The 25,507-nt window shown below is 50.1% G+C and carries 22 protein-coding genes and 1 tRNA gene; 19 read left to right on the forward strand and 4 right to left on the reverse strand.

Going from position 1 to position 25,507, the window contains the following annotated elements:
* The first annotated feature begins 15 nt into the window (after positions 1-15).
* The 14 genes from rsmH to BACHE_RS17260 all read left to right on the forward strand — a co-directional run bounded on the left by rsmH (position 16) and on the right by BACHE_RS17260 (position 16,883).
* Positions 16-936, forward strand: coding sequence for a 16S rRNA (cytosine(1402)-N(4))-methyltransferase RsmH (rsmH, locus tag BACHE_RS02430; protein ID WP_013546117.1), 921 nt, complete (start codon positions 16-18; stop codon positions 934-936).
* Positions 933-1,289, forward strand: a complete 357-nt coding sequence (locus BACHE_RS02435) for an FtsL-like putative cell division protein (RefSeq protein ID WP_013546118.1) — start codon at positions 933-935, stop codon at positions 1,287-1,289. Before rsmH ends, BACHE_RS02435 begins: the two co-directional genes overlap by 4 nt.
* Before the next feature lie 79 nt (positions 1,290-1,368).
* Positions 1,369-3,471 carry a penicillin-binding protein gene (locus BACHE_RS02440; RefSeq protein ID WP_041579142.1) on the forward strand — a complete coding sequence of 701 codons (2,103 nt, stop codon included), beginning with the start codon at positions 1,369-1,371 and terminating at the stop codon, positions 3,469-3,471.
* Positions 3,472-3,508: 37 nt separating this feature from the next.
* On the forward strand, positions 3,509-4,954 hold the full coding sequence (locus BACHE_RS02445; RefSeq protein ID WP_041579589.1) for a UDP-N-acetylmuramoyl-L-alanyl-D-glutamate--2,6-diaminopimelate ligase: 1,446 nt from the start codon (positions 3,509-3,511) through the stop codon (positions 4,952-4,954).
* A 57-nt stretch (positions 4,955-5,011) separates the two neighbouring features.
* Positions 5,012-6,280 (forward strand): phospho-N-acetylmuramoyl-pentapeptide-transferase, encoded by a 1,269-nt coding sequence (gene mraY / locus BACHE_RS02450; RefSeq protein WP_013546121.1) that lies wholly within the window; start codon positions 5,012-5,014, stop codon positions 6,278-6,280.
* Positions 6,281-6,291: 11 nt separating this feature from the next.
* Positions 6,292-7,626 (forward strand): UDP-N-acetylmuramoyl-L-alanine--D-glutamate ligase, encoded by a 1,335-nt coding sequence (gene murD / locus BACHE_RS02455; RefSeq protein WP_013546122.1) that lies wholly within the window; start codon positions 6,292-6,294, stop codon positions 7,624-7,626.
* Positions 7,627-8,387: 761 nt separating this feature from the next.
* On the forward strand, positions 8,388-9,707 hold the full coding sequence (locus BACHE_RS02460; RefSeq protein ID WP_013546123.1) for an FtsW/RodA/SpoVE family cell cycle protein: 1,320 nt from the start codon (positions 8,388-8,390) through the stop codon (positions 9,705-9,707).
* Positions 9,708-9,858: 151 nt separating this feature from the next.
* Entirely contained in the window at positions 9,859-11,046 is a 1,188-nt protein-coding gene (gene murG / locus BACHE_RS02465) for an undecaprenyldiphospho-muramoylpentapeptide beta-N-acetylglucosaminyltransferase (protein WP_013546124.1), read from the forward strand.
* Between the two features lie 75 nt (positions 11,047-11,121).
* Entirely contained in the window at positions 11,122-12,564 is a 1,443-nt protein-coding gene (gene murC, locus BACHE_RS02470) for a UDP-N-acetylmuramate--L-alanine ligase (RefSeq protein ID WP_013546125.1), read from the forward strand.
* Between the two features lie 44 nt (positions 12,565-12,608).
* Positions 12,609-13,352, forward strand: a complete 744-nt coding sequence (locus BACHE_RS02475) for a cell division protein FtsQ/DivIB (protein WP_013546126.1) — start codon at positions 12,609-12,611, stop codon at positions 13,350-13,352.
* 30 nt (positions 13,353-13,382) lie between these two features.
* Positions 13,383-14,801, forward strand: a complete 1,419-nt coding sequence (gene ftsA / locus BACHE_RS02480; RefSeq protein WP_013546127.1) for a cell division protein FtsA — start codon at positions 13,383-13,385, stop codon at positions 14,799-14,801.
* A 62-nt stretch (positions 14,802-14,863) separates the two neighbouring features.
* A complete protein-coding gene (gene ftsZ / locus BACHE_RS02485; protein ID WP_013546128.1) occupies positions 14,864-16,174 on the forward strand; it encodes a cell division protein FtsZ in 1,311 nt (436 codons plus the stop codon).
* 61 nt (positions 16,175-16,235) lie between these two features.
* Positions 16,236-16,685 (forward strand): GatB/YqeY domain-containing protein, encoded by a 450-nt coding sequence (locus BACHE_RS02490; protein ID WP_013546129.1) that lies wholly within the window; start codon positions 16,236-16,238, stop codon positions 16,683-16,685.
* A gap of 9 nt (positions 16,686-16,694) precedes the next feature.
* Positions 16,695-16,883, forward strand: a complete 189-nt coding sequence (locus BACHE_RS17260; RefSeq protein ID WP_148229807.1) for a hypothetical protein — start codon at positions 16,695-16,697, stop codon at positions 16,881-16,883.
* Positions 16,884-16,977: 94 nt separating this feature from the next.
* On the opposite strand, the gene recO is transcribed toward BACHE_RS17260, so the two are convergent.
* Entirely contained in the window at positions 16,978-17,706 is a 729-nt protein-coding gene (gene recO / locus BACHE_RS02495) for a DNA repair protein RecO (protein ID WP_013546130.1), read from the reverse strand.
* 284 nt (positions 17,707-17,990) lie between these two features.
* On the opposite strand from recO, the gene BACHE_RS02500 reads away from it, so the two are divergent.
* The 3 genes from BACHE_RS02500 to gyrB all read left to right on the forward strand — a co-directional run bounded on the left by BACHE_RS02500 (position 17,991) and on the right by gyrB (position 20,535).
* Positions 17,991-18,062, forward strand: a tRNA-Glu gene (locus BACHE_RS02500).
* 39 nt (positions 18,063-18,101) lie between these two features.
* Complete coding sequence (gene rpsT / locus BACHE_RS02505) at positions 18,102-18,356, forward strand: 30S ribosomal protein S20 (RefSeq protein WP_013546131.1); 255 nt, start codon at positions 18,102-18,104, stop codon at positions 18,354-18,356.
* Between the two features lie 205 nt (positions 18,357-18,561).
* Positions 18,562-20,535: a DNA topoisomerase (ATP-hydrolyzing) subunit B gene (gene gyrB, locus BACHE_RS02510; protein WP_013546132.1), complete on the forward strand. Its 1,974-nt coding sequence runs from the start codon at positions 18,562-18,564 to the stop codon at positions 20,533-20,535.
* Between the two features lie 137 nt (positions 20,536-20,672).
* On the opposite strand, the gene BACHE_RS02515 is transcribed toward gyrB, so the two are convergent.
* Entirely contained in the window at positions 20,673-21,254 is a 582-nt protein-coding gene (locus BACHE_RS02515) for a DUF3109 family protein (protein WP_013546133.1), read from the reverse strand.
* Between the two features lie 176 nt (positions 21,255-21,430).
* Between BACHE_RS02515 and BACHE_RS02520 the strand changes: the two genes are divergently transcribed.
* Positions 21,431-22,069, forward strand: a complete 639-nt coding sequence (locus tag BACHE_RS02520; protein ID WP_013546134.1) for a porin family protein — start codon at positions 21,431-21,433, stop codon at positions 22,067-22,069.
* A 79-nt stretch (positions 22,070-22,148) separates the two neighbouring features.
* Here BACHE_RS02520 and gpmI read toward each other — a convergent pair whose 3' ends face one another.
* The gene (gene gpmI, locus BACHE_RS02525) at positions 22,149-23,663 is read right to left on the reverse strand and encodes a 2,3-bisphosphoglycerate-independent phosphoglycerate mutase (RefSeq protein ID WP_013546135.1); all 1,515 of its coding nucleotides are present in this window, start codon (positions 23,661-23,663) and stop codon (positions 22,149-22,151) included.
* Positions 23,664-23,932: 269 nt separating this feature from the next.
* On the opposite strand from gpmI, the gene BACHE_RS02530 reads away from it, so the two are divergent.
* Complete coding sequence (locus BACHE_RS02530; RefSeq protein ID WP_013546136.1) at positions 23,933-24,859, forward strand: magnesium transporter CorA family protein; 927 nt, start codon at positions 23,933-23,935, stop codon at positions 24,857-24,859.
* 9 nt (positions 24,860-24,868) lie between these two features.
* Here BACHE_RS02530 and BACHE_RS02535 read toward each other — a convergent pair whose 3' ends face one another.
* Positions 24,869-25,474: a ribonuclease HII gene (locus tag BACHE_RS02535; RefSeq protein ID WP_013546137.1), complete on the reverse strand. Its 606-nt coding sequence runs from the start codon at positions 25,472-25,474 to the stop codon at positions 24,869-24,871.
* Positions 25,475-25,507 lie beyond the last annotated feature (33 nt).

Here is a 25,507-nt window from a genome sequence, read left to right on the forward strand (position 1 = left end):
GAAGCGAAAGAAAAGATGAAAGAAGAACAGACATATCATATTCCGGTATTATTGATGCCGAGCGTGGACGGGATGAACATCCGGCCGGACGGAACGTACGTGGACGTCACCTTCGGCGGCGGCGGGCACTCGCGCGAGATACTCACACGCCTGAAAGACGGCGGCCGCCTGTTGGGATTCGACCAGGACGAGGACGCCGAACGCAACATCGTAAACGACCCGCATTTCACCTTTGTGCGCAGCAACTTCCGCTATCTGCACAACTTCCTGCGCTATCACGGCATCGGACAAGTGGATGCCATACTCGCCGACCTCGGCGTATCGTCACATCACTTCGACGACAGCCAGCGGGGATTCTCCTTCCGCTTCGACGGCGAACTGGACATGCGCATGAACAAACGTGCCGGCACAACCGCCGCCGATGTGGTGAACAATTGCAGCGAAGAACACTTGGCAGACATCTTCTATCTGTACGGCGAACTGAAGAACAGCCGCAAGTTAGCTTCCGTCATCGCAAAGGCACGCGCCGCACAAAAAATTACGACCATCGGCGAATTTCTGGACATCATCAAGCCCCTGTTCGGCCGCGAACGTGAGAAGAAAGAACTCGCCAAAGTTTTCCAAGCACTCCGCATCGAGGTGAACCACGAGATGGAAGCCCTGAAAGAGATGCTATATGCAGCTACCGAGGCCCTGAAGCCCGGAGGCCGTCTGGTGGTAATCACTTACCACTCGCTGGAAGACCGCATGGTAAAAAACATCATGAAAACCGGAAATGTGGAAGGCAAGGCAGAGAAAGACTTCTTCGGGAACGTGCAGACCCCCTTCAGATTGGTGAACAACAAGGTGATTGTTCCCGACGAAGCCGAAATAGAACGCAACCCGCGCTCACGCAGCGCCAAGCTGAGAATAGCAGAAAAAGTGGAAAGGAAATGACCATGGAAGAAGGACAAAAAGAAAAGATAAAGAGACGCACCTCACTGAAGAACATCATCGGCGGTGACATCCTGGCCACTGATTTCTTCCGACGCCAGACCAAGCTGATGGTTCTTATCATGGTTCTCATCCTGTTTTACATCCATAACCGATATGCATGCCAACAGCAGATGATAGAGGTGGACAAGCTCAAAAAAGAGCTTACGGACATCAAATATGATGCCCTGACCCGCAGCTCCGAACTGATGGAACGAAGCCGCCAGTCGCGCATAGAGGAGTACATCGCAACAAAAGAAAGCGACTTGCAGACTTCCACCAACCCACCGTATCTGATACGGAAGTCGGGAAACTGACAACAGACAGACAGTAATCAGCAGTAAAGTAGAATCGTTAAAAAAATAAACCAAATTGGCTGTAAACAAAAAAAACATAATGACCCGTTATTTCTTCGTCGTCCTGTTGATGGGACTGGTGGGGATAGCCATCGTCGTAAAGGGCGCAATGATTATGTTTGCCGAACGACAATACTGGCAGGACGTGGCAGACCGTTTCGTAAAAGAGAACGTGACCGTAAAGCCCAATCGCGGCAACATCCTTTCATCGGATGGCAAACTGATGGCAAGTTCACTGCCCGAATACCGCATCTACATGGACTTCAAGGCAGGTGGCGAGAAGAAAGACACAATGCTCATGAACCATTTGGGTGAAATCTGTGAAGGGCTGCATCATATATTCCCGGACAAAAGCGCCGCGGAATTCAAAAGACATCTTTTGAACGGACGGAAAAAAGGCAGCCGCAACTTCCTTATTTACCCGAAACGTATCTCATACATACAATACAAGGAGGCAAAACGACTGCCCGTGTTCAACCTGAATAAATACAGAGGGGGATTCCATGAGCAGGCATACAATCAGCGCAAAAAACCTTTCGGCTCATTGGCAGCCCAAACCCTGGGACGCCTTTATGCCGACACCGCACTGGGAGCCCGCAATGGCATTGAACTTGCATTCGACACCCTGTTGAAAGGACGGGACGGCATCACCCACCGCCAAAAGGTGATGAACAAATACCTGAATATCGTCGATCTGCCCCCGATAGACGGCTGCGACGTGGTATCCACGATTGACGTAGGCATGCAGGACATCTGTGAAAAAGCATTGGTGGACAAACTGAAGGAAATAAATGCCAGCGTAGGCGTTGCCATCCTGATGGAAGTTGCCACAGGAGAAGTGAAAGCCATCGTCAACATGATGAAAGCGGATGACGGAAATTATTACGAAATGAACAGCAATGCCATCAGCGACATGCTGGAGCCCGGATCTACCTTCAAGACCGCCTCCATCATGGTGGCGCTTGAAGATGGGAAAATCACTCCCGACACAGAAGTGGATACGGGCAACGGCATTATGAACATGTACGGCAGTAAGATGAGAGACCATAACTGGCATCGCGGCGGTTACGGGAAAATCAACGTAACCCGCATACTGGAAGTATCTTCCAATGTCGGCGTCTCCTATCTTATAGACAAACACTACAAAGACAACCCGCAAAAATATGTGGACGGATTAAAGCGCATGAGCATTGATCAGCCGCTGCACCTGCAAATTCCGGGTGAAGGAAAGCCTAACATAAAAGGCCCCAAAGAGCGCTACTTCGCCAAAACCACTTTGCCGTGGATGAGTATCGGCTATGAAACCCAAGTGCCGCCAATGAACATTTTGACTTTCTATAACGCCATAGCCAACAATGGAACCATGATACGCCCGAAATTTGTCAAAGCGGCAGTAAAAGACGGTGAAATCATTAAAGAATACCCCACAGAAATCATCAATTCCAAAATCTGCTCCGACCGCACATTGACGCAGATTCGTGAAATTCTGCGAAAGGTAGTATCCGAAGGATTGGCAAAGCCGGCGGGAAGCAAGCAGTTCTCCGTATCAGGAAAGACAGGCACTGCACAGATTTCACAAGGAGCTGCAGGCTACAAGTCAGGCCGTGTGAACTATCTGGTCAGCTTCTGCGGATACTTCCCTTCCGAAGCGCCTAAATATAGCTGCATCGTTTCCATACAGAAGCCGGGACTTCCTGCTTCGGGAGGTCTGATGGCAGGCAGCGTGTTCGGAAAAATAGCGGAAAGAGTTTATGCCAAGAACTTGCGCTTCGATCTGCGCAGCGCCATAGACAGCACAACGAACGTCATTCCCGACGTAAAGTCCGGAGACTTGAACGAGGCACTGTATGCACTGAATGCACTGAACATCCCCACACAGCACCAACTCAGCAGAGAGAAAGGACAAAACCTGTGGGGACATGTACAGGCTGCCCCGTCTGCCGTGATATTGCAAAGCCAGGGAAAATCTCCGGATGCTGTCCCCAGCGTTATCGGCATGGGAGCAAAGGACGCCGTATATCTGCTGGAAAGCAAAGGACTGCGCGTAAGACTGAACGGCATAGGACGGGTAAAAAGCCAGTCGATAGCAGGAGGAAGCAAAATAGTGAAAGGACAGACCATCCTGTTGAGAATGGGCAATTAACAGATAGAGATGATATAAAATATAAGAAGACATGCTTATGAAATTAAGTGATTTGTTGAAAACGATACAGCCGGTACATATAACCGGAAGTACGGATTTGGAAATAACAGGAGTGAACATAGACTCCCGCTTGATTGGAGCCGGACATCTGTTCATGGCTATGCGCGGCACACAGACCGACGGCCATGCCTATATCCCTGCTGCCATAGAGAAAGGAGCCATCGCGGTGCTTTGCGAAGACTTACCCAAAGAACAGAAAAGCGGCATAACCTACGTTCAGGTAAAGGACAGCGAAGATGCAGTGGGCAAAGTGGCCACCGCCTTCTACGGCGATCCCACATCCAAGATGGAACTGGTAGGCGTGACCGGAACCAACGGGAAAACAACAATCGCCACCTTATTATATAATACATTCCGCTACTTCGGCTATAAAGTGGGACTGATCTCCACCGTATGCAACTACATCGACGACCAGCCCGTACCTACCGAACATACCACGCCCGACCCGATTACCCTTAACCGTCTGTTAGGCGAGATGGCCGACTCCGGATGCAAATACGCATTTATGGAAGTCAGCTCCCACTCCATCGCGCAGAAACGCATCAGCGGGCTGAAGTTTGCCGGCGGCATCTTCACCAACCTGACACGCGACCATCTGGACTATCACAAGACTGTAGAAAACTACCTCAAGGCCAAGAAGAAGTTCTTCGATGACATGCCCAAGAGTGCGTTCAGCCTGACCAATCTGGACGACAAGAACGGCCTGGTAATGACGCAGAACACACGCTCGCGGGTATATACTTACTCTCTGCGCAGCCTCAGTGACTTCAAAGGCAAAGTGTTAGAATCTCACTTTGAGGGTATGCTGCTGGACTTCAACAACCATGAGCTGGCCGTGCGCTTCATCGGCAAGTTCAACGCCAGCAACCTGCTCGCCGTATTCGGCGCCGCCGTACTGTTAGGAAAGAAGGAGGAAGACGTGCTCGTGGCCCTCAGCACCCTGCACCCCGTGGCCGGACGCTTCGACGCCATCCGTTCGCCGAAGGGCTTCACCGCCATCGTGGACTATGCCCATACCCCGGACGCGCTGGTCAATGTACTGAATGCCATTCACGGAGTGCTTGAAGGCAAAGGGAAAGTGATCACCGTAGTAGGAGCCGGCGGCAACCGCGACAAGGGCAAACGTCCCATCATGGCCAAAGAATCCGCCCGCCTGAGCGACCGTGTCATCATCACTTCCGACAATCCCCGCTTCGAGGAGCCGCAAGACATCATCAATGACATGCTTGCCGGACTCGGAAAGGACGACCTGCAGAAGACCGTCAGCATCACCGACCGCCGCGAAGCCATCAAAGCCGCCTGCATGCTGGCACAGCCGGGAGACGTCATCCTCGTGGCCGGAAAGGGACACGAAGACTATCAAGAGATAAAGGGAGTGAAGCATCACTTCGATGATAAAGAAGAGTTAAAGGCCATGATGTGATAATGTGATAAAGCGGTAATATGATTATTATCCCCCTGTCACGCAAATTAAGAAGTTATGTTATATTACTTATTCCAATGGTTAGACAAATACGACGTTCCCGGTGCGGGAATGTTCGGCTATACATCATTCCGGGCATTGATGGCTATCATACTGTCCTTGCTGATATCGAGTATCTGGGGTGACAAGTTCATCAACCTGCTGAAGCGGAAACAGATTACCGAGACACAGCGCGATGCCAGCATCGACCCGTTCGGGGTGAACAAGGTAGGCGTTCCCAGCATGGGAGGTGTCATCATCATATTCGCCATCCTCATCCCCTGCCTGCTGTTAGGCAGACTGGACAATGTCTATATGGTGCTGATGCTTATCACAACAGTATGGCTGGGCTCGCTGGGCTTTGCAGACGATTACATCAAGATATTCAAGAAAGACAAAGAAGGGCTGCACGGCAAGTTCAAAATCATCGGGCAGGTGGGCCTGGGGCTCATCGTGGGGCTCACTCTCTACCTCAGCCCGCAGGTAGTCATCCGCGAAAACATAGAAATACAAAAGCCGGACGGACAAATAGAGGTGATACACGCCGCCAAGGAAATCAAAGCGACGCAGACCACCATACCTTTCTTCAAGAGCAACAACTTCGACTATTTAGAGCTTGTGGGATTCATGGGCGAGCATGCGCAGACGGCGGGATGGATATTGTTCGTCATCGTCACCATCTTCGTGGTGACGGCCGTGTCCAACGGGGCCAACCTGAACGACGGCATGGACGGCATGGCCGCGGGAAACTCCGCCATCATCGGACTGACCTTGGGCATACTGGCCTACGTGTCCAGCCACATAGAATACGCCGGCTATCTGAACATCATGTACATTCCCGGCTCACAGGAACTGGTAATCTTCATCTGCGCCTTCATCGGCGCGCTCATCGGCTTTTTGTGGTACAACGCCTATCCGGCGCAGGTATTCATGGGCGATACGGGCAGCCTGACCATCGGAGGGCTCATCGCCGTATATGCCATCATCATCCACAAAGAGCTGCTGATACCCATCCTTTGCGGCATCTTCCTGGTGGAGAACCTGTCGGTCATCCTGCAACGGGTATATTATAAGGCCGGAAAGCGGAAAGGGGTGAAACAGCGCCTCTTCAAGCGGACACCGATACACGACCACTTCCGCACCGGCATGAACCTGATAGAGCCCGGCTGCAATGTAGTGTTCACAAAGCCTACACAACTGTTCCACGAGTCAAAGATCACCGTCCGCTTCTGGATTGTAACCATCGTACTGGCGGCGATAACGATTATAACATTGAAGATAAGATAATAAAAAACGATATGAGTAGAATTGTAGTATTAGGAGCCGGCGAAAGCGGCGCAGGAGCAGCCGTACTCGCCAAAGTGAAAGGTTTCGACACGTTCGTTTCCGACATGTCCGCCATTAAAGACAAATACAAAGAACTGCTGAACAAACACGGCATCGCATGGGAGGAGGGACATCACACCGAAGAACTGATACTGAACGCCGATGAAGTGGTGAAAAGCCCGGGCATACCCAACGACGCGCCGCTTATACTGAAGCTGAAGGAGAAAGGTACGCCCGTCATCTCCGAGATAGAGTTTGCCGGACGCTACACCGACGCCAAGATGGTCTGCATCACCGGCTCCAACGGAAAAACCACCACAACCTCACTCATCTACCACATCTTCAAGAGCGCGGGGCTGAACGTAGGGCTGGCAGGCAACATCGGCAACAGCCTCGCCCTGCAGGTAGCCACCGAAAAGCACGATTATTACATCATCGAACTGAGCTCTTTCCAACTGGACAACATGTACCGGTTCCGTGCCAACATCGCCGTGCTGATGAATATCACTCCCGACCATCTGGACCGATATGACCACTGCATGCAGAATTACATCGACGCCAAGTTCCGCATCACCCGCAACCAAACTCCGGACGATGCCTTTATCTACTGGAACGACGACCCCATCATCAAACGCGAGCTCGCCAAACATGGCCTGAAGGCTCATCTCTACCCCTTCGCTTCGGTAAAAGAAGACGGAGCGATAGCATACGTGGAAGACGGTGAAATAGAGATCAACGCCCCCATCGCCTTCAATATGGAACAAGAAGAGTTGGCATTGCGCGGCACGCACAACCTGTACAACTCGCTGGCCGCCGGCATCTCCGCCAACCTTGCGGGCATCGAGAAAGAATATATCCGCAAGGCGCTGTCCGACTTCAAAGGCGTGGAGCACCGGCTGGAAAAGGTGTGCGACGTGCGCGGCATCCACTTCATCAACGACTCCAAGGCCACCAACGTGAACTCCTGCTGGTATGCCCTGCAAAGCATGACCACCAAGACAGTGCTCATCCTTGGCGGCAAGGACAAGGGAAACGATTACACCGAGATAGAAGACCTCGTGCGCGAGAAGTGCTCCGCCTTAGTATACTTAGGGCTGCACAACGAAAAGCTGCACGGCTTCTTCGACCGCCTGGGGCTGCCCGTGGCCGACGTGCAGACGGGCATGAAAGACGCCGTGGATGCGGCATTCCGTCTGGCAAAGAAAGGCGAAACCATATTGCTCAGCCCGTGCTGCGCCTCATTCGACCTCTTCAAGAGCTACGAGGACCGGGGCGACCAGTTCAAGGCCTGCGCCAGAGCCTTGTAGAGACACCGAAGAGGGGGCGGAAATGAGACCAGTAGTCTCATGACAGGTGACAGTAGTAGTCTCACCACAAGAGAGACCAGTAGTCTCATGATAGGTGACAGCAGTAGTCTCACCACAAGAGAGACCAGTAGTCTCACAATAGGTGACAGCAGTAGTCTCACAATAGCCCTCATCGGGACGAAGCGGAAGCCGAGACCGGAACGAAGCGGAAACTGAAAATAAAATGAGATAGAAGCCGAGACCGGAACGAAGCGGAAGCTGAGACCGAGACGAAGCGGAAACTGAAAATAAAACGGAGCAGAAGCCGAGACCGGAACAAAGTAGAAGTCGAAATTAAAACGAAACAGAAGCCGAGACCGGAACGAAGCGGAAGTCGAAATTAAAACGAGATAGAAGCTGAGACCGAGACGAAGCCGAAGCTGAAATTAAAACGGAGCAGAAGCCGAGACCGGAACGAAGCCGAAACTGAAAATAAAATGAGATAGAAGCTGAGACCGGAACGAAGCCGAAACTGAAAATAAAACGAGATAGAAGCCGAGACCGAGACGAAGCGGAAACTGAAAATAAAACGGAACAGAAGCTGAGACCGAGACGAAGCGGAAACTGAAAATAAGACGAAGCGGAAACTGAAAATAAAATGAAATAGAAGCTGAAACCGGAACGAAGCGGAAGCTGAAATTAAAACGGAACAGAAGCCGAGACCGGAACGAAGCGGAAGCTGAAATTGGAACTTTGATTATTAATTATTAACTTGTGAAGCATTGGATTTATTAAAGAGCATATTCAAAGGAGATAAAGTGATCTGGATAATCTTCCTCTTCCTTTGCCTCATCTCCATCACCGAGGTGTTCAGTGCCGCCAGCACGCTGACCTATAAAAGCGGTGACCATTGGGGACCTATTACGCAGCACAGCATCCTCCTCATGGTAGGAGCCGTCATTGTGATACTGGTGCACAACATACCCTACAAGTGGTTTCAGGTGTTCCCCGTATTTCTGCTGCCCCTTTCCATCGGCCTGTTGGCCTTCGTCATGCTGATGGGATTCGCCACCGGCGACCGTGTGAACGGAGCCGCCCGCTGGATGACCTTTATGGGCATACAGTTCCAACCTTCGGAGATAGCAAAGATGGCAGTAGTCATCGTCACCGCTTTCATCCTTTCCAAAGGGCAGGACGAGGACGGAGCCAGCCCGAAAGCCTTCAAACGCATCATGATCATCACCTGCGTGGTATGCGGACTCATCTTGCCGGAGAATTACTCAACGGGGATGCTTCTTTTCGGCACAGTCTATCTGATGATGTTCATCGGACGAATCCCCGCCAGAAAGCTGCTGATACTGGGAGGAAGCATTCTGGCCTTTGCCGTCGTGTTTGTCACCTTCCTGCTCGCGACCCCCAACGATACCCTCGAAAAGATTCCGATGGGACACCGCTTCACCACCGTAAAGTCGCGTATTGCCGACTTCACGAACAAGGAGAAAGTGCCCGCAGCCAAGTTCGACATAGACGGGGACGGACAGGTGGCACACGCCCGCATCGCCGTAGCCACCAGCAACGTGGTGGGCAAAGGGCCGGGCAACTCCGTGCAGCGTGACTTTCTGAGCCAGGCTTTCTCCGACTTCATATACGCCATCATCGTCGAAGAACTGGGACTGGTGGGCGGAGTCATCGTCGTATTCCTCTACGTATGCCTGCTGGTGCGTGTGGGACGCATCGCCAAGAAATGCGACCGCACTTTCCCGGCTTTCCTCATTATAGGGATAGCCCTGCTGCTTGTCACACAAGCGTTGTTCAACATGATGGTGGCCGTCGGCCTGGCCCCCGTCACAGGGCAACCTCTGCCGCTTATCAGCAAAGGAGGAACATCCACGTTCATCAACTGTGCCTATATAGGCATGATACTGAGCGTAAGCCGCTACACCGCCAGGCTGGATGAGCAGAAGACGCAGGAAGCCCTCGCGATGCCGGCACTGACAAAGGCCGGTAATACGGAAAGCCCCGCACAGCCCCAGAGCAATGACGCACAGACGGCAGCAGACCCTACTGCAAAAGTGCTGAACAGTGACGCGGAGTTTGAGTGAGGCAGTGACACGGAGTTTGAGTAAGGCAGCGACGCAGAACTTGAATGACGCGGAGTGTGAATAACGCCTTCCTCTCTCGCCCCACAGCAAGAAAAAGGGAGAATGATTGATATTGGATATAAACAAAATAATAAAACGAAAGGAACTTTACATGGACAACTCTATAAGCAGCAGTGAAGCTACGCCCCGCCCCACGGGGAAAGGAGTGAGACTCATCATCAGCGGCGGCGGAACGGGCGGGCATATATTCCCCGCAATCTCCATAGCCAATGCCATAAAGGAACTCCGCCCCGAAGCAGACATCCTCTTTGTAGGAGCCGAAGGAAGAATGGAAATGCAGCGCGTGCCCGACGCAGGATATAAAATCGTAGGCCTGCCCATAGCCGGATTTGACCGCAAGCATCTATGGAAGAACTTCTCCGTGCTCATAAAACTGCTACGCAGCCAATGGAAGGCACGCAGCATCATCAAGAAATTCCGCCCGCAAGCAGCAGTAGGTGTAGGGGGCTATGCCAGCGGCCCTACCCTGAAAACGGCCGGCATGATGGGCATCCCCACCCTGATACAAGAACAGAACTCATACGCAGGCGTCACCAACAAACTGCTTGCAAAGGAAGCCCGCAAGATTTGTGTGGCATACGAAGGCATGGAGAAGTTCTTCCCTGCCGAAAAGATCATCATGACCGGCAACCCGGTACGCCAAAACCTGACAGGGCATTCCATCCCACGCCGGGAAGCCGCAGCCTGCTTCGGACTGAACCCGGACAAGAAGACAATCCTTATACTGGGCGGCAGCCTCGGCGCACGCACCATCAACGAAACCATGACCACGGGGCTGGAGACCGTGCGCAACCACCCGGACGTGCAATTCATCTGGCAAACAGGGAAAATCTACATCAACCGGGTAAAGGAAGCCATCACCGCCGCTACGGGAGAAGCGGTGAGACATCCGCATATCAACGCCATCCCCAACCTGTACGTAACGGATTTCATCAAAGACATGACAAGCGCATACGCCGCCGCCGACCTGGTGATTTCACGGGCAGGGGCCGGTTCCATCTCCGAATTCTGCCTGCTGCACAAGCCGGTCATACTGATTCCTTCGCCCAACGTTGCCGAAGACCATCAGACCAAGAACGCACTGGCACTGGCCGATAAGGGCGCAGCCATCCACATGAAAGACGAGGATGCCGGAAACGAGTTGATACCTCTGGCATTGGCAACCATTGCCGATGACGCAAAGCTGAAAAGCCTGAGCGAAAACATCGCCAAGCTGGCACTGCCCGACTCGGCCACGATGATTGCCAAAGAAGTGCTGAAGATGATTGAAGACAAATAATAAAGGCATCTCAATGATCAGAGATATCCCAAATATCAATATTATCATAATTACAACCGTTATTTATACCAAGCAATGAATATAGAGACAATCAAATCCGTTTATTTTGTCGGCGCCGGAGGCATCGGAATGAGTGCCTTGATCCGCTACTTCCTCTCCAAAGGAAAAGCAGTGGCAGGCTATGACCGCACACCAAGCGAACTGACCGAACGCCTGACAGCAGAAGGCGCGCAGATACACTACGAAGAAAACAGCAGCCTTATCCCCGAAGTCTGCAAAGACCGGAACAGCACCTTGGTAGTCTATACCCCCGCCGTCCCTCAACAGCACACCGAACTGGCTTACTTCCGCGACAACGGCTTTGAGGTACATAAACGCTCACAAGTATTGGGCATCATCACCCGCAGCAGCAAAGGACTCTGCGTGGCCGGCACACACGGCAAAACAACCACCAGCACGATGGCAGCGCATCTGCTGCATCAGTCGCATGTGGGCTGTACCGCCTTCCTCGGAGGCATCTCAAAGAACTACGGAACCAATCTGCTGCTTTCTCAAAGCAGCCCCTACACCGTAATCGAGGCAGACGAGTTTGACCGTTCCTTCCACTGGCTGTCTCCCTGGATGAGTGTCATCACCGCCACAGACGCCGACCATCTGGACATCTATGGAACCAAAGAAGCTTATCTGGAAAGCTTCCGGCACTACACCACACTTATCCGGCCCGGAGGCGCCCTGATCATTCACAAGGGACTGGAATTGCAGCCCGATGTACAGCCGGGCGTGACTACCTACACATATTCGCGGAATGAAGGAGACTTTCACGCCGAAAATATCCGCATCGGAGGAGGTGAAATCTTCATAGACTTCGTGGCCCCGGACACCCGCATCAATGACGTCCGGCTCGGCGTACCCGTCGGCATCAATATAGAGAACGGCATAGCAGCCATGGCTCTGGCCCACCTAAGCGGAGCCACGGACGAAGAAATCAAACGTGGCATGGCGAGCTTCCGTGGAGTGGACCGCCGTTTCGACTTCAAGCTGAAGACCGACGAAACAGTATTCCTCAGCGACTATGCCCACCACCCGGCCGAAATAGCCCAGAGTGTGAAGTCCATCCGCGAACTGTATCAGGACAAGAAGATCACCGCCATCTTCCAGCCCCACCTCTATACCCGCACCCGTGACTTCTACAAGGACTTTGCCGACAGCCTCTCCCTGCTGGACGAAGTGATTCTGACGGAAATTTATCCGGCACGCGAGCAGCCCATCCCCGGCGTCAGCAGCAAACTGATCTACGACAACCTGCGTCCGGGCATCGAAAAGTGCATCTGCCGGAAAGAAGATATCCTGAAGCTGCTTGCCGAGAAGCACATCGAGGTGCTGATAGTGTTGGGAGCCGGCGACATGGACAACTACACGCCCCAAATAACAGAACTCCTGAAGCAGAGGCTTAATGACACAAAAGCCGGGGCAGGGAAGTCTGAAGCCAAGGCAGGGCAGTCTGAAGCCGAAGTTTAGACTTCTAAAGTAGAGGTTAAAGAAACACTATATTATAAATGTATATGATTAAAAGGATTCTGCTTTCTATCGTCCTGCTGCTTATCATAGCTTATCTGGTGATGGCCGTCACAACCTTCAACCGGAAATCCGCCGACCGGAAGTGCCATGACATCGAGCTGGCCATAAAGGACACGGTCTATGCCGGCTTCATCACGAAAAAGGAAGTAGCTACCCTTCTGGATAAAAAGGGTATCACCCCCATCGGGAAAAGCCTCGGCCGCATCCGCACCAAGACATTGGAGCGCGAACTTGCCAAACATCCCCTCATCGACCGGGTGGAATGCTACAAAACGCCCAGCGGCAAACTTTGTATTGAGGTGACCCAGCGCATCCCCATCCTGCGGGTGATGAGCGCCAACGGTGACAACTATTATCTGGATAACAAAGGCACTGTGATGCCGCCCGATGCAAAGTGCATTGCACACCTTGCCATAGTGACCGGAAATGTAGAAAAGTCGTTTGCCATGAGGGATTTATATAAGTTTGGTGTATTTTTGCAGAAGAATCCATTTTGGAATGCACAGATTGAACAGATAAACGTCCTTCCGGGCAGAAACATAGAGTTAGTGCCCCGGGTGGGCGAGCACCTTATCTACCTTGGCAAGCTGGACGGCTTCGAACAGAAACTCCAACGGGTGAAGATGTTTTATGAAAGAGCGCTGAACCAAGTAGGCTGGAACAAATACTCCCGCATCAGCGTTGAATTCGGCAACCAAATCATCTGTACCAAAAGGGAAGGAAATTAATTATAAACATTGAAATCAAAACAGAAAGATATGGCAACAACAGATTTCATCGCCGCTATTGAGCTGAGTTCTTCCAAGATTTCCGGCATTGCAGGAAAGAAGAACAGTGACGGAAGCATGCAGGTGTTGGCTTATGCACGTGAAGACGCCTCCTCGTTTATCCACAAGGGGACCATCTACAACATTGACAAGACAGCACAGGCACTGACTTCCATCATCAACAAGCTGGAAGGCCAGTTAAACAACTCCATCGCCAAAGTATATGTAGGCATAGGCGGACAGTCATTGCGCACAGTCAGGAATGCGGTCAGCCGTACATTGGAAGAAGAAGGCATTATCTCGCAGGAACTGATAGACTCCATCTGCGACGAGAACCTCGAAGTCCCTCTGGCAGATATGAGTGTGCTGGATGTGGCTCCTCAGGAATATAAAATAGACAATAACCTGCAAGTCGATCCGGTAGGCGTGGCGGGCAGGCATATCACCGGACAGTTCCTGAACATCGTAGCCCGCGCCTCCCTCAAAAAGAATCTGGAGCATAGTTTTGAACAGGCCAAGGTCGAGATAGCCGACCTGCTCATTGCCCCGATAATCCTTGCGCATGCAGTATTGACGGAAAATGAAATGCGTTCGGGATGCGCCTTGGTGGACTTTGGAGCCGACACTACCACCATTGCTGTCTATAAGAACAACATTCTGCGTTATCTCAGCGTACTCCCGTTAGGCGGAAGTACCATCACCCGTGACATTGCCTCGCTGCAGATGGAAGAGGAGGATGCCGAAAAGCTGAAACTGCAATACGGAAATATACTCTATGAAGAAGAGGAAGAAGAAACTCCTGCCGTATGCACATTGGAGGACGGACGCACCATAGAGCTGTCCATGCTGAACAACATCATCGGCGCTCGTGCCGAAGAAATACTCGCCAATGTCTGGAACCAATTACAACTATCCGGCTACGAGGACAAACTGTTTTCGGGAGTAGTATTCACCGGCGGAGGTTCCAATCTGAAAAACATCGAAGAAGCCTTCCGCAAACTGAGCAAGACTGAAAAAGTGAAAACCGCGAAATTCGTGCACAATACCATACAAGGACATTCTGACGTGCTGAAAAAGGACGGAATGCAGAACACTCTTCTCGGACTGCTATCCGCCGGCAATGAAAACTGCTGCCTGCAGGAAGCCAAAACCGCGCAGCCCGCCACAGCAGCCGAGCCCAAAAACATGTTCGAGAACGATGCCACTCTGATAGAACAGGAAGCCGCCGCCCGCGCCGCCAAAGCACAGCGCGAAAAGGAGGAAAAAGAGCGTAAGGAGCGTGAACGCAAAGAAAGAGAACTGCGCGAAAAAGAAGAAAGGAAACGGAAGAAGAAAGAAGGGCCGAGCTGGTTTGAAAGAACCTTCGACAAGTTCTCCAAGGAAATATTCTCGGATGACGACATGAAATAACCATAAATGAGTAAACCCCAATTGTCAATTATCAGTTGTCAATTATCAATTAATAAAAAGCTATGGACGATATAGTACAATTCGATTTCCCGACTGACTCACCGAAAATAATCAAAGTCATCGGCGTAGGCGGTGGCGGCGGCAATGCCGTGAACCACATGTACCGGGAAGGCATACACGACGTCGCTTTCGTGGTCTGCAATACCGACCGCAAGGCGTTGGAAGAATCTCCGGTTCCGGTCAAGCTGCAATTAGGCCACGAAGGGTTGGGAGCCGGCAACCGCCCCAAGAAGGCGAAAGAGGCGACAGAAGAAAGTATAAACGATGTGCAGAACATGCTGAACGACGGTACTAAGATGGTATTCATCACCGCCGGCATGGGAGGCGGAACAGGAACCGGTGCGGCTCCTACCATTGCCCGGATTGCCAAAGACATGGACATACTGACCGTGGGCATAGTCACCATCCCTTTCCGCTGGGAAGGCGACAAGAAGATAGACCAGGCACTGGACGGCGTGGAAGAAATCAGCAAACACGTGGACGCGCTGCTGGTCATCAACAACGAGAAACTGGGTGAAATCTATCCCGACCTCTCTGTCACAAGCGCCTTTGCCAAGGCCAACGACACCCTTCTGATCGCCGCCAAGAGCATAGCCGAAATCATCACCATGCGAGGTATCATCAACCTTGACTTCAACGACGTGAAGACCGTAATGAAAGACGGAGGCGTAGCCATCATGAGCACAGGGTATGGCGACGGCGAAAGCCGTGTCAGCGAAGCTATCAAGAATGCACAACACTCGCCGTTACTCAACAACAACGACATATTCAACTCCAAAAAGGTACTGCTCAACATCTCGTACAGCAAAGACCACGAACTGATGATGAGCGAGATGGACGAAGTGAAGGAGTTCATGAACCGTTTCAACCGAGACTTTGAAACCAAATTCGGCATGGCCGAAGATGACGCTCTGGAGCAGAGGGTAAAGATCACCCTGCTTGCCACCGGATTCGGCATACAGGACATCCACATCAAGGAGATGGACGACCGCATCGCCATGCAGAGCGCCGAAGAGCAGCAGCGCCTCGCCGAACTGGAGGAAGAAGAAGAACAGAAGCGCAACCGCCGTGAAGTATATTACGGCAAGGATGCCAACGTGCGCTACCAGCGCATCAAACGCCGCCATATTTATGTCTTCAATCCCGAAGACATGGACAATGCGGACATCATCGGCATGGTAGAAAACACTCCGACCTACCTGCGTGACAAAAGCACCCTGAACAATATCAAGAACAAAGCCGAACAGGAAGGCATACTTGCCACCGAAGAAGCGCAGGAAGATGGAACCGACGGGGGAATAATCACCTTTTGATTTACAATCCGGCGGCGCGCCACCCTTACTACCGATTTATATAAACAAATAAAATAGCAAGATGGATTTATTCGAGAAAGTCAGCGAAGACATTAAAACCGCAATGAAGGCCAAAGACAAAGTAGCCCTCGAAACATTGAGAAACATAAAGAAAGTATTCCTTGAAGCCAAAACAGCTCCGGGAGCCAACGATACCCTGGCCGATGCAGATGCCCTGAAGATCATCCAGAAACTGACCAAGCAAGGCAAAGACGCCGCCGCCATCTATGTGGAACAGGGACGTCAGGACCTGGCCGACGAGGAGCTGGCACAGGTCAGGGTAATGGAAGCCTACCTGCCCAAGCAGATGTCTGCCGAAGAACTGGAAGCCGCCCTGAAAGAAATCATTGCCGAAACAGGCGCCACCGGCGGCAAAGACATGGGCAAAGTAATGGGCGTGGCCAGCAAGAAACTGGCGGGGCTTGCCGAAGGACGCACCATCTCGGCCAAAGTAAAAGAGCTGTTGGGATAAGATTACGCCATGCGTGCCGAAGCGAAGGCAAACGCATACCCGCAAACGCCTGCCGCCATCCCCTTGCAAAGAGAGTACTCCGCCGGAGAACTCGTTGCAGGCGGATGGCGGCAGGCATCTTTTATAGCCCCCCGGCAAGTCCTCTCAACAGCACGAAGCGGCCGCGCACCCACAAGAAGCGGACATCCCGCTACATAGCGGCAAAAGCCCCGCTATATTAAGAACAAAAGTTCCGCTATATATGAAACCACGGTTTCAATATATGGCAACCGGCGTATCAGCTATATGGAAACTAATCAAACAATTCCTTCAAGACATCAAGAGACTTTAAGACAGGGAAATCGGGTAAGTGCAGACGGTAATACTCGTTCATAATCGCCAGGCAACGTGAACGCTCCGTCCGGCTCATGGCGAAAAGGTGCATCGTGTCATAGTTCATGCGCATCAACCGCGTCAGGCGTGAAGCATCTTCGGGAACGATGTAATCGGAATGGAACTGTGGGCGCAGAGATGTGAAGCAAGCATTCCGCATATCAAAATAATCTCCCCGGTGATAATCCTCCAAATTGGGATAGAGGCCGAGGAAGCGGGAAAGCCGCATCAGGAAAACAAGATGGAAATTGGCAAAGCCCTCCCTGCACTCGTCCAGCCAGATGATGGAATGCCGCAGATAAGCAAACAGCGGACGGTTCTCGGCCTCCTCGCGCACGGCACGATACAGAAACTCGGACAGAAACAGGGCAATCGCCGCCTTACAGGGATCGTAGGGAAGCGTGGAAAACGGCCAAGAAGATTTTGCCTCCTTTATCTTATATATAGAAGCATTGGGACGGAAATCGGCCTCCAGCTCCACCAAAGCCAACGGCTGAAAGAGCACGGCCTTTACCACCGCCTTGCGCGAACGTGGCACGGGAACCATGAACGAGGCTCTCCCCGCCACCTCCGTATATACCTCGGCAATGATGGAAGTATCCTTATATTTCAATGTATGCAACACAATCCCCTGCGTCTTTTGTAACATAGCCCTATCACTTTATGGTTTCAATCTGATAACAAAGCTACAAAAAAAGCCCGAAAGATGCCGTACGAAACAAGATGAATAAAAAAGGAAGAAAAAGCCGAAGAAAAGGACGACACCGTACACCGCTGATTATCAAAGAAAAAACTTCATTTCAAAGAACAAACACAAAGAGATTGATGATTTTTTTTCTGCATTATTTTGGTAGTTCAAAAATAGTTTCTACCTTTGCATCCGCAAACGAGAAATAAACTCTCTTGCAGAAGCGGAAACGCTTGACAAAGGATGGCCCGTTCGTCTATCGGTTAGGACGCAAGATTTTCATTCTTGAAAGGGGGGTTCGATTCCCCCACGGGCTACAAATAAAAAGATAAACGAATTAAAAAAGATTAGTCGAGATGGCAAATCACAAATCATCACTGAAGAGAATCAGACAAGAAGAGACAAGAAGACTTCACAACAGATATTATGGCAAAACCATGAGAAATGCTGTTCGTAAGCTTCGCGACACAACAGATAAAGCTGCTGCAGCAGCTATGTATCCCAGCATCACAAAAATGTTGGACAAGTTGGCTAAGACTAATGTAATCCATAAGAACAAAGCCAACAACCTGAAGTCCAAGTTAGCTGTTTACATCAACAAGCTCGCTTAAAAAGATTTATTGCGCAAAAGATATGAGAGGCTGAACTTTTTAGTTCGGCCTTTTCCGTTTCACCCCTACCTTGAATACAGATTTCTCTTTATCACTTCCCGGTGCTAAAAAGCTGTAAACGACCCAAATTTATCCACTTGTTTAAGGTGAAATCTCAAGGATTTTCACTACTTTTGCTTTGTTATTACAATAAGGAAAATAGATTATGACTGAAGAAGAAAAGATAAACGGCGAGAACAACTATTCAGCCAGCAACATCCAGGTACTGGAAGGTCTGGAGGCTGTACGTAAGCGTCCCGCCATGTATATCGGAGACATTAGCGAGAACGGTCTGCACCATCTGGTGTATGAAGTAGTAGATAACTCCATCGACGAGGCAATGGCCGGCTATTGCGACCACATCGAGGTCACCATCAACGAAGACAACTCTATCACCGTACAGGACAACGGCCGCGGTATTCCCGTGGACTGGCATGAGAAAGAGCAGAAATCCGCATTGGAAGTTGTCATGACCGTGCTTCATGCCGGCGGTAAATTCGATAAGGGATCTTACAAAGTATCCGGTGGTCTGCACGGCGTCGGTGTGTCCTGTGTAAACGCACTGTCCAAGCACATGACCACCCAAGTATTCCGCAACGGCAAAATCTATCAACAGGAATACGAATGCGGCAAACCGCTGTATGCCGTCAAAGAGATGGGCCTCTGTGAACCGGGCCTCTCCGGAACCAAGCAGACCTTCTGGCCCGACGACAGCATCTTCACCGTATCCGAGTACAAGCATACCACACTTCAGGCACGTCTGCGTGAGCTTGCATACCTGAACAAAGGCATCCGCATCACCCTGACCGACCTTCGTGTGAAGGATGAAGAAGGCAAACCGCTTACAGAATATTTCCACTCCGAAGAAGGTGTAAAAGAGTTTGTACGCTATCTGAACAGCAACAACACTCCACTCTTTGATGACGTAATCTATCTGAACACCGAAAAATCCGGCGTTCCCATCGAATGCGCCATCATGTACAACACCGGCTATCGCGAAAACCTGCACTCTTACGTCAACAACATCAATACCCGTGAAGGCGGCACGCACGAAGGCGGTTTCCGCGCCGCACTGACCAGAGTGCTCAAGAAATATGCCGACGACAATTGCAGCAAAGCATTGGAGAAAGCCAAGGTTGAGATTTCAGGAGAGGACTTCCGCGAAGGCCTGATAGCCGTTATCTCCGTAAAAGTTTCAGAACCTCAGTTTGAAGGACAGACCAAGACGAAGCTTGGCAACAACGAAGTAAGCGGTGCTGTCAACCAAGCCGTAGGCGAAGCTTTGTCCAACTATCTGGAAGAACACCCGAAAGAGGCGAAAGTGATAGTAGATAAAGTATTGCTTGCTGCCACGGCCCGCGTCGCCGCACGCAAAGCGCGTGAATCCGTGCAGCGCAAATCACCGATGTCCGGCGGCGGCATGCCCGGCAAATTGGCCGACTGCTCCAGCAAAGACCCGGAAGAATGCGAATTGTTTCTCGTGGAGGGTGACTCTGCAGGCGGTTCGGCCAAACAAGGCCGTAATCGTGCATTCCAAGCCATACTGCCGTTGCGCGGCAAAATCCTTAATGTGGAAAAAGCCATGTGGCATAAAGCCTTTGAAAGTGATGAGGTAAACAATATCATCCAGGCATTGGGCATCCGCTTCGGTGTGGACAGCGAAGACAGCAAGGAAGCCAACATCGACAAGCTGCGTTACAAGAAGGTGATTATCATGACCGATGCCGATGTCGATGGCTCACACATCGACACGCTGATCATGACTCTGTTCTTCCGCTACTTCCCGCAAGTAATACAGAACGGCTATCTGTACATCGCCACCCCGCCGCTTTATCTATGCAGCAAGGGCAAAGTGAAAGAGTATTGCTGGACAGACCAGCAACGCCAGAAGTTCATAGATGCTTACGGCGGAGGTTCCGAAAATGCCATCCATACCCAACGCTACAAAGGTTTGGGTGAAATGAATCCGGATCAGTTATGGGAAACAACCATGAACCCGGAAAACCGCATGCTGAAACAAGTACATTTGGAAAATGCCGCTGAAGCAGACTATGTATTCTCCATGCTGATGGGTGAAGACGTAGGCCCTCGCCGCGATTTCATAGAATCAAATGCAACGTACGCCAATATAGATGCGTAAGTTCAACAACAAGGAAGTGTATATGTTATAAACATACCTTTCGTTTTCTTTCAGGCACGGATTACACGGAGAAGCGCGGATCAAAAAGAAGTGCGGCCGTAATCCGTGCCTGAATCATATCTGCCATAAAGAAGGAACTACAACATCCCCTGCTTCCCCATTTCTTCCGCCACCAATTCCAGTTCCGCATACCAATCCTCGCCGAACTTACGGATAAGCGGTTCTTTCAGGAACTTATACACAGGCACATTCTCTTTCCTGCCAAGCAACACTGCCGCCTTACACACATCCCAGCGATGATAGTTCACAGCTTTATAAAGACCATAATCCCCCACCCTGACCGGATAAAGATGGCAGGAGACAGGCTTGTAGAAATCCGTTTTCCCCTCACGGTATGCCTTTTCGATGGCACAGTAGCAACACCCCTTCCCGTCATAGCAGGTAAAGACGCAATCTTTATTGTTGACGATGGAGGTTACCAAATCACCTTCGCAGTCAGTATATACCACACCCTGTTTATCTATCACGGCACGCGCTTCGGGAGCCAATTCCTCCCAGATTACAGGCAGCACTTCCTCCAGTTTCTCCACTTCCTCCAACTCTACCGGTGCTCCGGCATCTCCTTCTATGCAACACTCTCCCTTACAGGCATCCAAATTACAAAGGAACTTCTCGCGCAGCACATCGAAGCTTACTACTACATCACCAATCTGTATCATTTTTCTCTCCTGACTATATGTTTGAGGGCACAAAGATAATACATTTCCGTTCGTCCGGGGCATGCCCGATAAGCAAAAAAGAGAGAACAGAGAACAACCTATCAATATATTACTTAACTTTGCCGCCACTACTTAAACAACACTTGGTTAGACAACTAAATTAAAAACAAAGAAAAATGAAAAAGAAAGTAATGTTAGTGCTATTTGCACTGGTAGCCTCCATGGCAGGCTTCGCACAAGTATCATGGAACGTAAAAGGCGGATTGAACATGAGTACCTACATCGGTGACAACTCTGACAATTCAAAATTCAAACCGGGCGGCCGTATCGGTCTTGGTATGGAATACGCAATCAATGACATGGTATCACTGCAACCATCTTTGTACTTCAGCACCAAAGGAGCCAAGTATTCCGGAAGTGCCAAGATTGAAGGAATCACTGCAAAAGGTGACGTCAAAATCAACCAGATGTATCTGGAACTGCCTATTGACGTACAACTGCGCTTCAACCTTGTGGATAACACTAACCTTATAGTAGCTGCCGGTCCTTATCTGGCTTACGGCATAGGTGGAAAGACCAAAATCTCAGCTTCTGCCGCAGGATATTCCGACAATACCAAAGTCAACACCTTCGGCAACGATAAAAAAGGAGATTTGAACCTGAAGCGTTTTGATGCAGGTATCAATATCGAGGCCGGTCTTGAGTTCGGCTCTTTTCTGGCCGGTATCAATACTCAACTCGGATTCTGCAAACTTATGGAAGGCAATTCTCCCAAGAATGCCAATATCGGCATCTTTGTAGGATACAAGTTCTGACAACGGATATCACTGACACAAAAAAATGCCGCAATTCTCAATGAGAATTGCGGCATTTTCTATTCTACAGCTCTTACCTTTACTTTATCAGGTCTTTGCCGGTCATATCAGCAGGTTGACCCATACCTAATATGTGCAGTATAGAAGGAGCCACATCGGCCAGAACGCCATTCTCCACCTTGGCATCCTTGTTCGCTGTTACGTAAACAAACGGAACCGGATTCAGAGAGTGGGCGGTGTTCGGAGTGCCGTCTGCATTCAGCGCATGGTCGGCATTACCGTGGTCAGCAATAATGATCACCTCATAATCATTGGCTTTGGCTGCTTCCACTGTATCCTTCACACATTCGTCAATAGCCTTCACAGCTTTCTCAATAGCTTCGTAGATACCTGTATGGCCCACCATGTCACCGTTGGCATAGTTTACAACAATGAAGTCGAACTTCTGCGTCTTGATAGCCTCAACCAACTTGTCCTTCACTTCGTAAGCACTCATTTCCGGCTTCAGGTCGTATGTAGCAACTTTCGGAGAGGGAACAAGAATACGTTCTTCGCCATCATACGGAGTTTCACGACCACCGTTGAAAAAGAAGGTAACGTGAGCATATTTCTCTGTCTCGGCAATATGAAGCTGAGTCTTGCCGCTGGCTGCCAGAAATTCACCTAATGTGTTTTGCACGTTCTCCTTGTCAAAAAGAATATGAAGACCCTTGAAAGAAGCATCGTAAGGAGTCATGCAGTAATACTGCAAATTGGGAATTGTGTGCATTCCCTGTTCCGGCATATCTTGCTGAGTCAGGACAACCGTAAGTTCTTTGGCGCGGTCATTGCGGTAGTTAAAGAAGATAACGACATCACCTTCCTTAATAGTTCCATCAACCCCGACATTTACAATCGGTTTGATGAATTCGTCCGTAACACCTTCGTCGTATGACTCCTGCATGGCCTGAACCATGTCGGAGGCAGCTTTTCCTTCACCATTCACCAACAAGTCGTACGCCACCTTCACACGTTCCCAGCGTTTGTCACGGTCCATGGCATAGAAGCGTCCTACGATGGAAGCAATCTTACCGGCCGACTTTTCACAGTGTGCGGTCAATTGTTCGATGAAGCCTTTTCCACTCTTGGGGTCAGTGTCACGGCCATCCATGAAGCAATGGATGAAAGTATTCTCGATGCCATATTCCTTGGAAATATCGCAGAGTTTGAACAAATGGTCAAAAGAACTGTGCACACCACCGTTACTGGTCAATCCCATAAAGTGGATGTTCTTGCCGTTCTCCTTTGCGTATGAGAAAGCAGAAACGATTTCTTTATTCTTCAAGATGCTGCCATCGGCACAAGCACGGTTAATCTTCACCAAATCCTGATAAACAATACGTCCGGCTCCGATATTGAGGTGTCCTACCTCCGAGTTGCCCATCTGTCCGTCGGGCAAACCCACGTTTTCACCGCTTGCCTGAAGTTCGGAGTGCGGATAGGCAGCCAGCAGACTGTCCCAATAGGGAGTGGGTGTATTGAATATCACATCATCTTTACCTTGATCGCCAAGACCCCAGCCATCAAGAATCATTAAAAGGGCTTTCTTACTCATAATATTAATTGATTATAATTGTACAAACTTTTCGTATGAGAAAAACGTTCTCTGTTTACAGAACCTTTTTTGCGGTGCAAAGGTACAAAAAACGGCGGTTAAAGTGTACTGTTTCAAATGATTTATGTACTTTTGTCGCGCTTTAAAACTCTAAAAACAACAAATATGGACGATTCAAACCCACGAACGTGCAACAGTATTAACCATTAAAGCGAACGGAGACGTTGGTCGCAATGCCTCTGTCCGCAACTAAAGAAAGGAGGCAAACAATGAGAAAGTATCTTTACAGCGAAAACGGCTTCGTAGAAAAAAAGGAATGGCAGCCCAACTGCTGGGTCAATGTAGAGTGTCCTGATGACAATGATTTTCAATTCCTTACCGAAGTTCTGAAAGTTCCCGAATCATTTCTTGAAGACATAGCCGATACGGATGAACGCCCGCGTACGGAAAAAGAAGGCAATTGGCTTCTCACCATCCTGCGCATCCCCATGCAAAGCAACCAGCGCGGTGTACCTTTCATCACTGTGCCCATCGGTATCATCACCAACAACGATATTATCGTCTCCGTCTGTTACCACCACACGGAGTTGATACCGGACTTCATCCTGCATACCCAGCGGAAAGGCATTGTTGTAAACAACAAATTGGATCTGATCCTGCGCATTATCTACTCATCCGCTGTCTGGTTTCTGAAATATCTGAAGCAAATAAACAATGACGTAGCCACCGCCGAAAAGGAGCTGGAAAAGAGCATCCGCAACGAAGACCTTCTGCAACTGATGAAGCTCCAAAAAACATTGGTTTATTTCAATACCTCCATCCGCGGTAATGAAGTCATGATAGGACGGCTGAAAAATATCTTCCAGGGAACAGGCTACCTTGATCTGGAATTATTGGAAGACGTGGTGATCGAATTAAAACAGGCATATAATACAGTAAACATTTACAGTGACATCCTTACGGGGACAATGGATGCTTTTGCTTCCATCATCTCCAACAACGTGAATGCCATCATGAAACGCATGACAAGCCTCTCCATCACCCTGATGATTCCCACATTGATAGCCAGCTTTTATGGGATGAACGTGGACATCCATCTGGAAAGCTTCCCACATGCTTTCATATTCATCATCCTGCTTTCGGCATTACTTTCAGCGGGAACGTTCATTTGGTTCAGAAAGATCAGATGGTTCTAAAGAAAAACATTATTTAAAGTCCAGCGCCATCTGCCCGTCTCCCAGCAGATTGAATGTCATGCGGTGATACGGAGTTGTGCCCCGCACGGCGATGGCTGCACGGTGTTTCTTGGTAGGATACCCTTTGTTATGATTCCAGTCATAATAAGGGTATTCCTCATGCAAACCGTTCATATAGTCATCGCGATAAGTCTTGGCAAGGATGGAAGCGGCAGCGATGGACAGATACTTTCCGTCACCTTTCACTATCGTGGTATGGGGAAGATCCCGGTATTTCTTGAAACGGTTGCCGTCTATCAGCAGATGTTGGGGATGGACAGACAGCCCGTCGATGGCACGGTGCATGGCAAGAAAAGAAGCATTGAGAATATTGATTCTGTCTATTTCTTCGGGAGAAACAACGCCTACGGCCCAAGCCAAAGCTTCCTTTTCAATCACTTCACGCAAGAGATAGCGCTGCTTTTCCGTCAGTTGCTTGGAATCATTCAGAAGCTCATTCTTGAAATCCTTGGGCAGAATGACTGCGGCAGCATAGACTGCACCCGCCAGACATCCACGTCCGGCCTCATCGCAGCCGGCTTCAATAAGGTCTTTATCTAAATAAGGTAATAGCACTTGTTTCTATTATTATAGATTAGTAGTTGATTA

Source organism: Bacteroides helcogenes P 36-108 (genome assembly GCF_000186225.1).
GTDB lineage: Bacteria > Bacteroidota > Bacteroidia > Bacteroidales > Bacteroidaceae > Bacteroides > Bacteroides helcogenes.

Coding starts and splice junctions, on each gene's coding strand:
- rsmH (WP_013546117.1), top strand. CDS start 16: ATGAAAGAAGAACAGACATATCATATTCCGGTATTATTGATGCCGAGC.
- BACHE_RS02435 (WP_013546118.1), top strand. CDS start 933: ATGACCATGGAAGAAGGACAAAAAGAAAAGATAAAGAGACGCACCTCA.
- BACHE_RS02440 (WP_041579142.1), top strand. CDS start 1,369: ATGACCCGTTATTTCTTCGTCGTCCTGTTGATGGGACTGGTGGGGATA.
- BACHE_RS02445 (WP_041579589.1), top strand. CDS start 3,509: ATGAAATTAAGTGATTTGTTGAAAACGATACAGCCGGTACATATAACC.
- mraY (WP_013546121.1), top strand. CDS start 5,012: ATGTTATATTACTTATTCCAATGGTTAGACAAATACGACGTTCCCGGT.
- murD (WP_013546122.1), top strand. CDS start 6,292: ATGAGTAGAATTGTAGTATTAGGAGCCGGCGAAAGCGGCGCAGGAGCA.
- murG (WP_013546124.1), top strand. CDS start 9,859: ATGGACAACTCTATAAGCAGCAGTGAAGCTACGCCCCGCCCCACGGGG.
- murC (WP_013546125.1), top strand. CDS start 11,122: ATGAATATAGAGACAATCAAATCCGTTTATTTTGTCGGCGCCGGAGGC.
- BACHE_RS02475 (WP_013546126.1), top strand. CDS start 12,609: ATGATTAAAAGGATTCTGCTTTCTATCGTCCTGCTGCTTATCATAGCT.
- ftsA (WP_013546127.1), top strand. CDS start 13,383: ATGGCAACAACAGATTTCATCGCCGCTATTGAGCTGAGTTCTTCCAAG.
- ftsZ (WP_013546128.1), top strand. CDS start 14,864: ATGGACGATATAGTACAATTCGATTTCCCGACTGACTCACCGAAAATA.
- BACHE_RS02490 (WP_013546129.1), top strand. CDS start 16,236: ATGGATTTATTCGAGAAAGTCAGCGAAGACATTAAAACCGCAATGAAG.
- BACHE_RS17260 (WP_148229807.1), top strand. CDS start 16,695: ATGCGTGCCGAAGCGAAGGCAAACGCATACCCGCAAACGCCTGCCGCC.
- recO (WP_013546130.1), bottom strand. CDS start 17,706: ATGTTACAAAAGACGCAGGGGATTGTGTTGCATACATTGAAATATAAG.
- rpsT (WP_013546131.1), top strand. CDS start 18,102: ATGGCAAATCACAAATCATCACTGAAGAGAATCAGACAAGAAGAGACA.
- gyrB (WP_013546132.1), top strand. CDS start 18,562: ATGACTGAAGAAGAAAAGATAAACGGCGAGAACAACTATTCAGCCAGC.
- BACHE_RS02515 (WP_013546133.1), bottom strand. CDS start 21,254: ATGATACAGATTGGTGATGTAGTAGTAAGCTTCGATGTGCTGCGCGAG.
- BACHE_RS02520 (WP_013546134.1), top strand. CDS start 21,431: ATGAAAAAGAAAGTAATGTTAGTGCTATTTGCACTGGTAGCCTCCATG.
- gpmI (WP_013546135.1), bottom strand. CDS start 23,663: ATGAGTAAGAAAGCCCTTTTAATGATTCTTGATGGCTGGGGTCTTGGC.
- BACHE_RS02530 (WP_013546136.1), top strand. CDS start 23,933: ATGAGAAAGTATCTTTACAGCGAAAACGGCTTCGTAGAAAAAAAGGAA.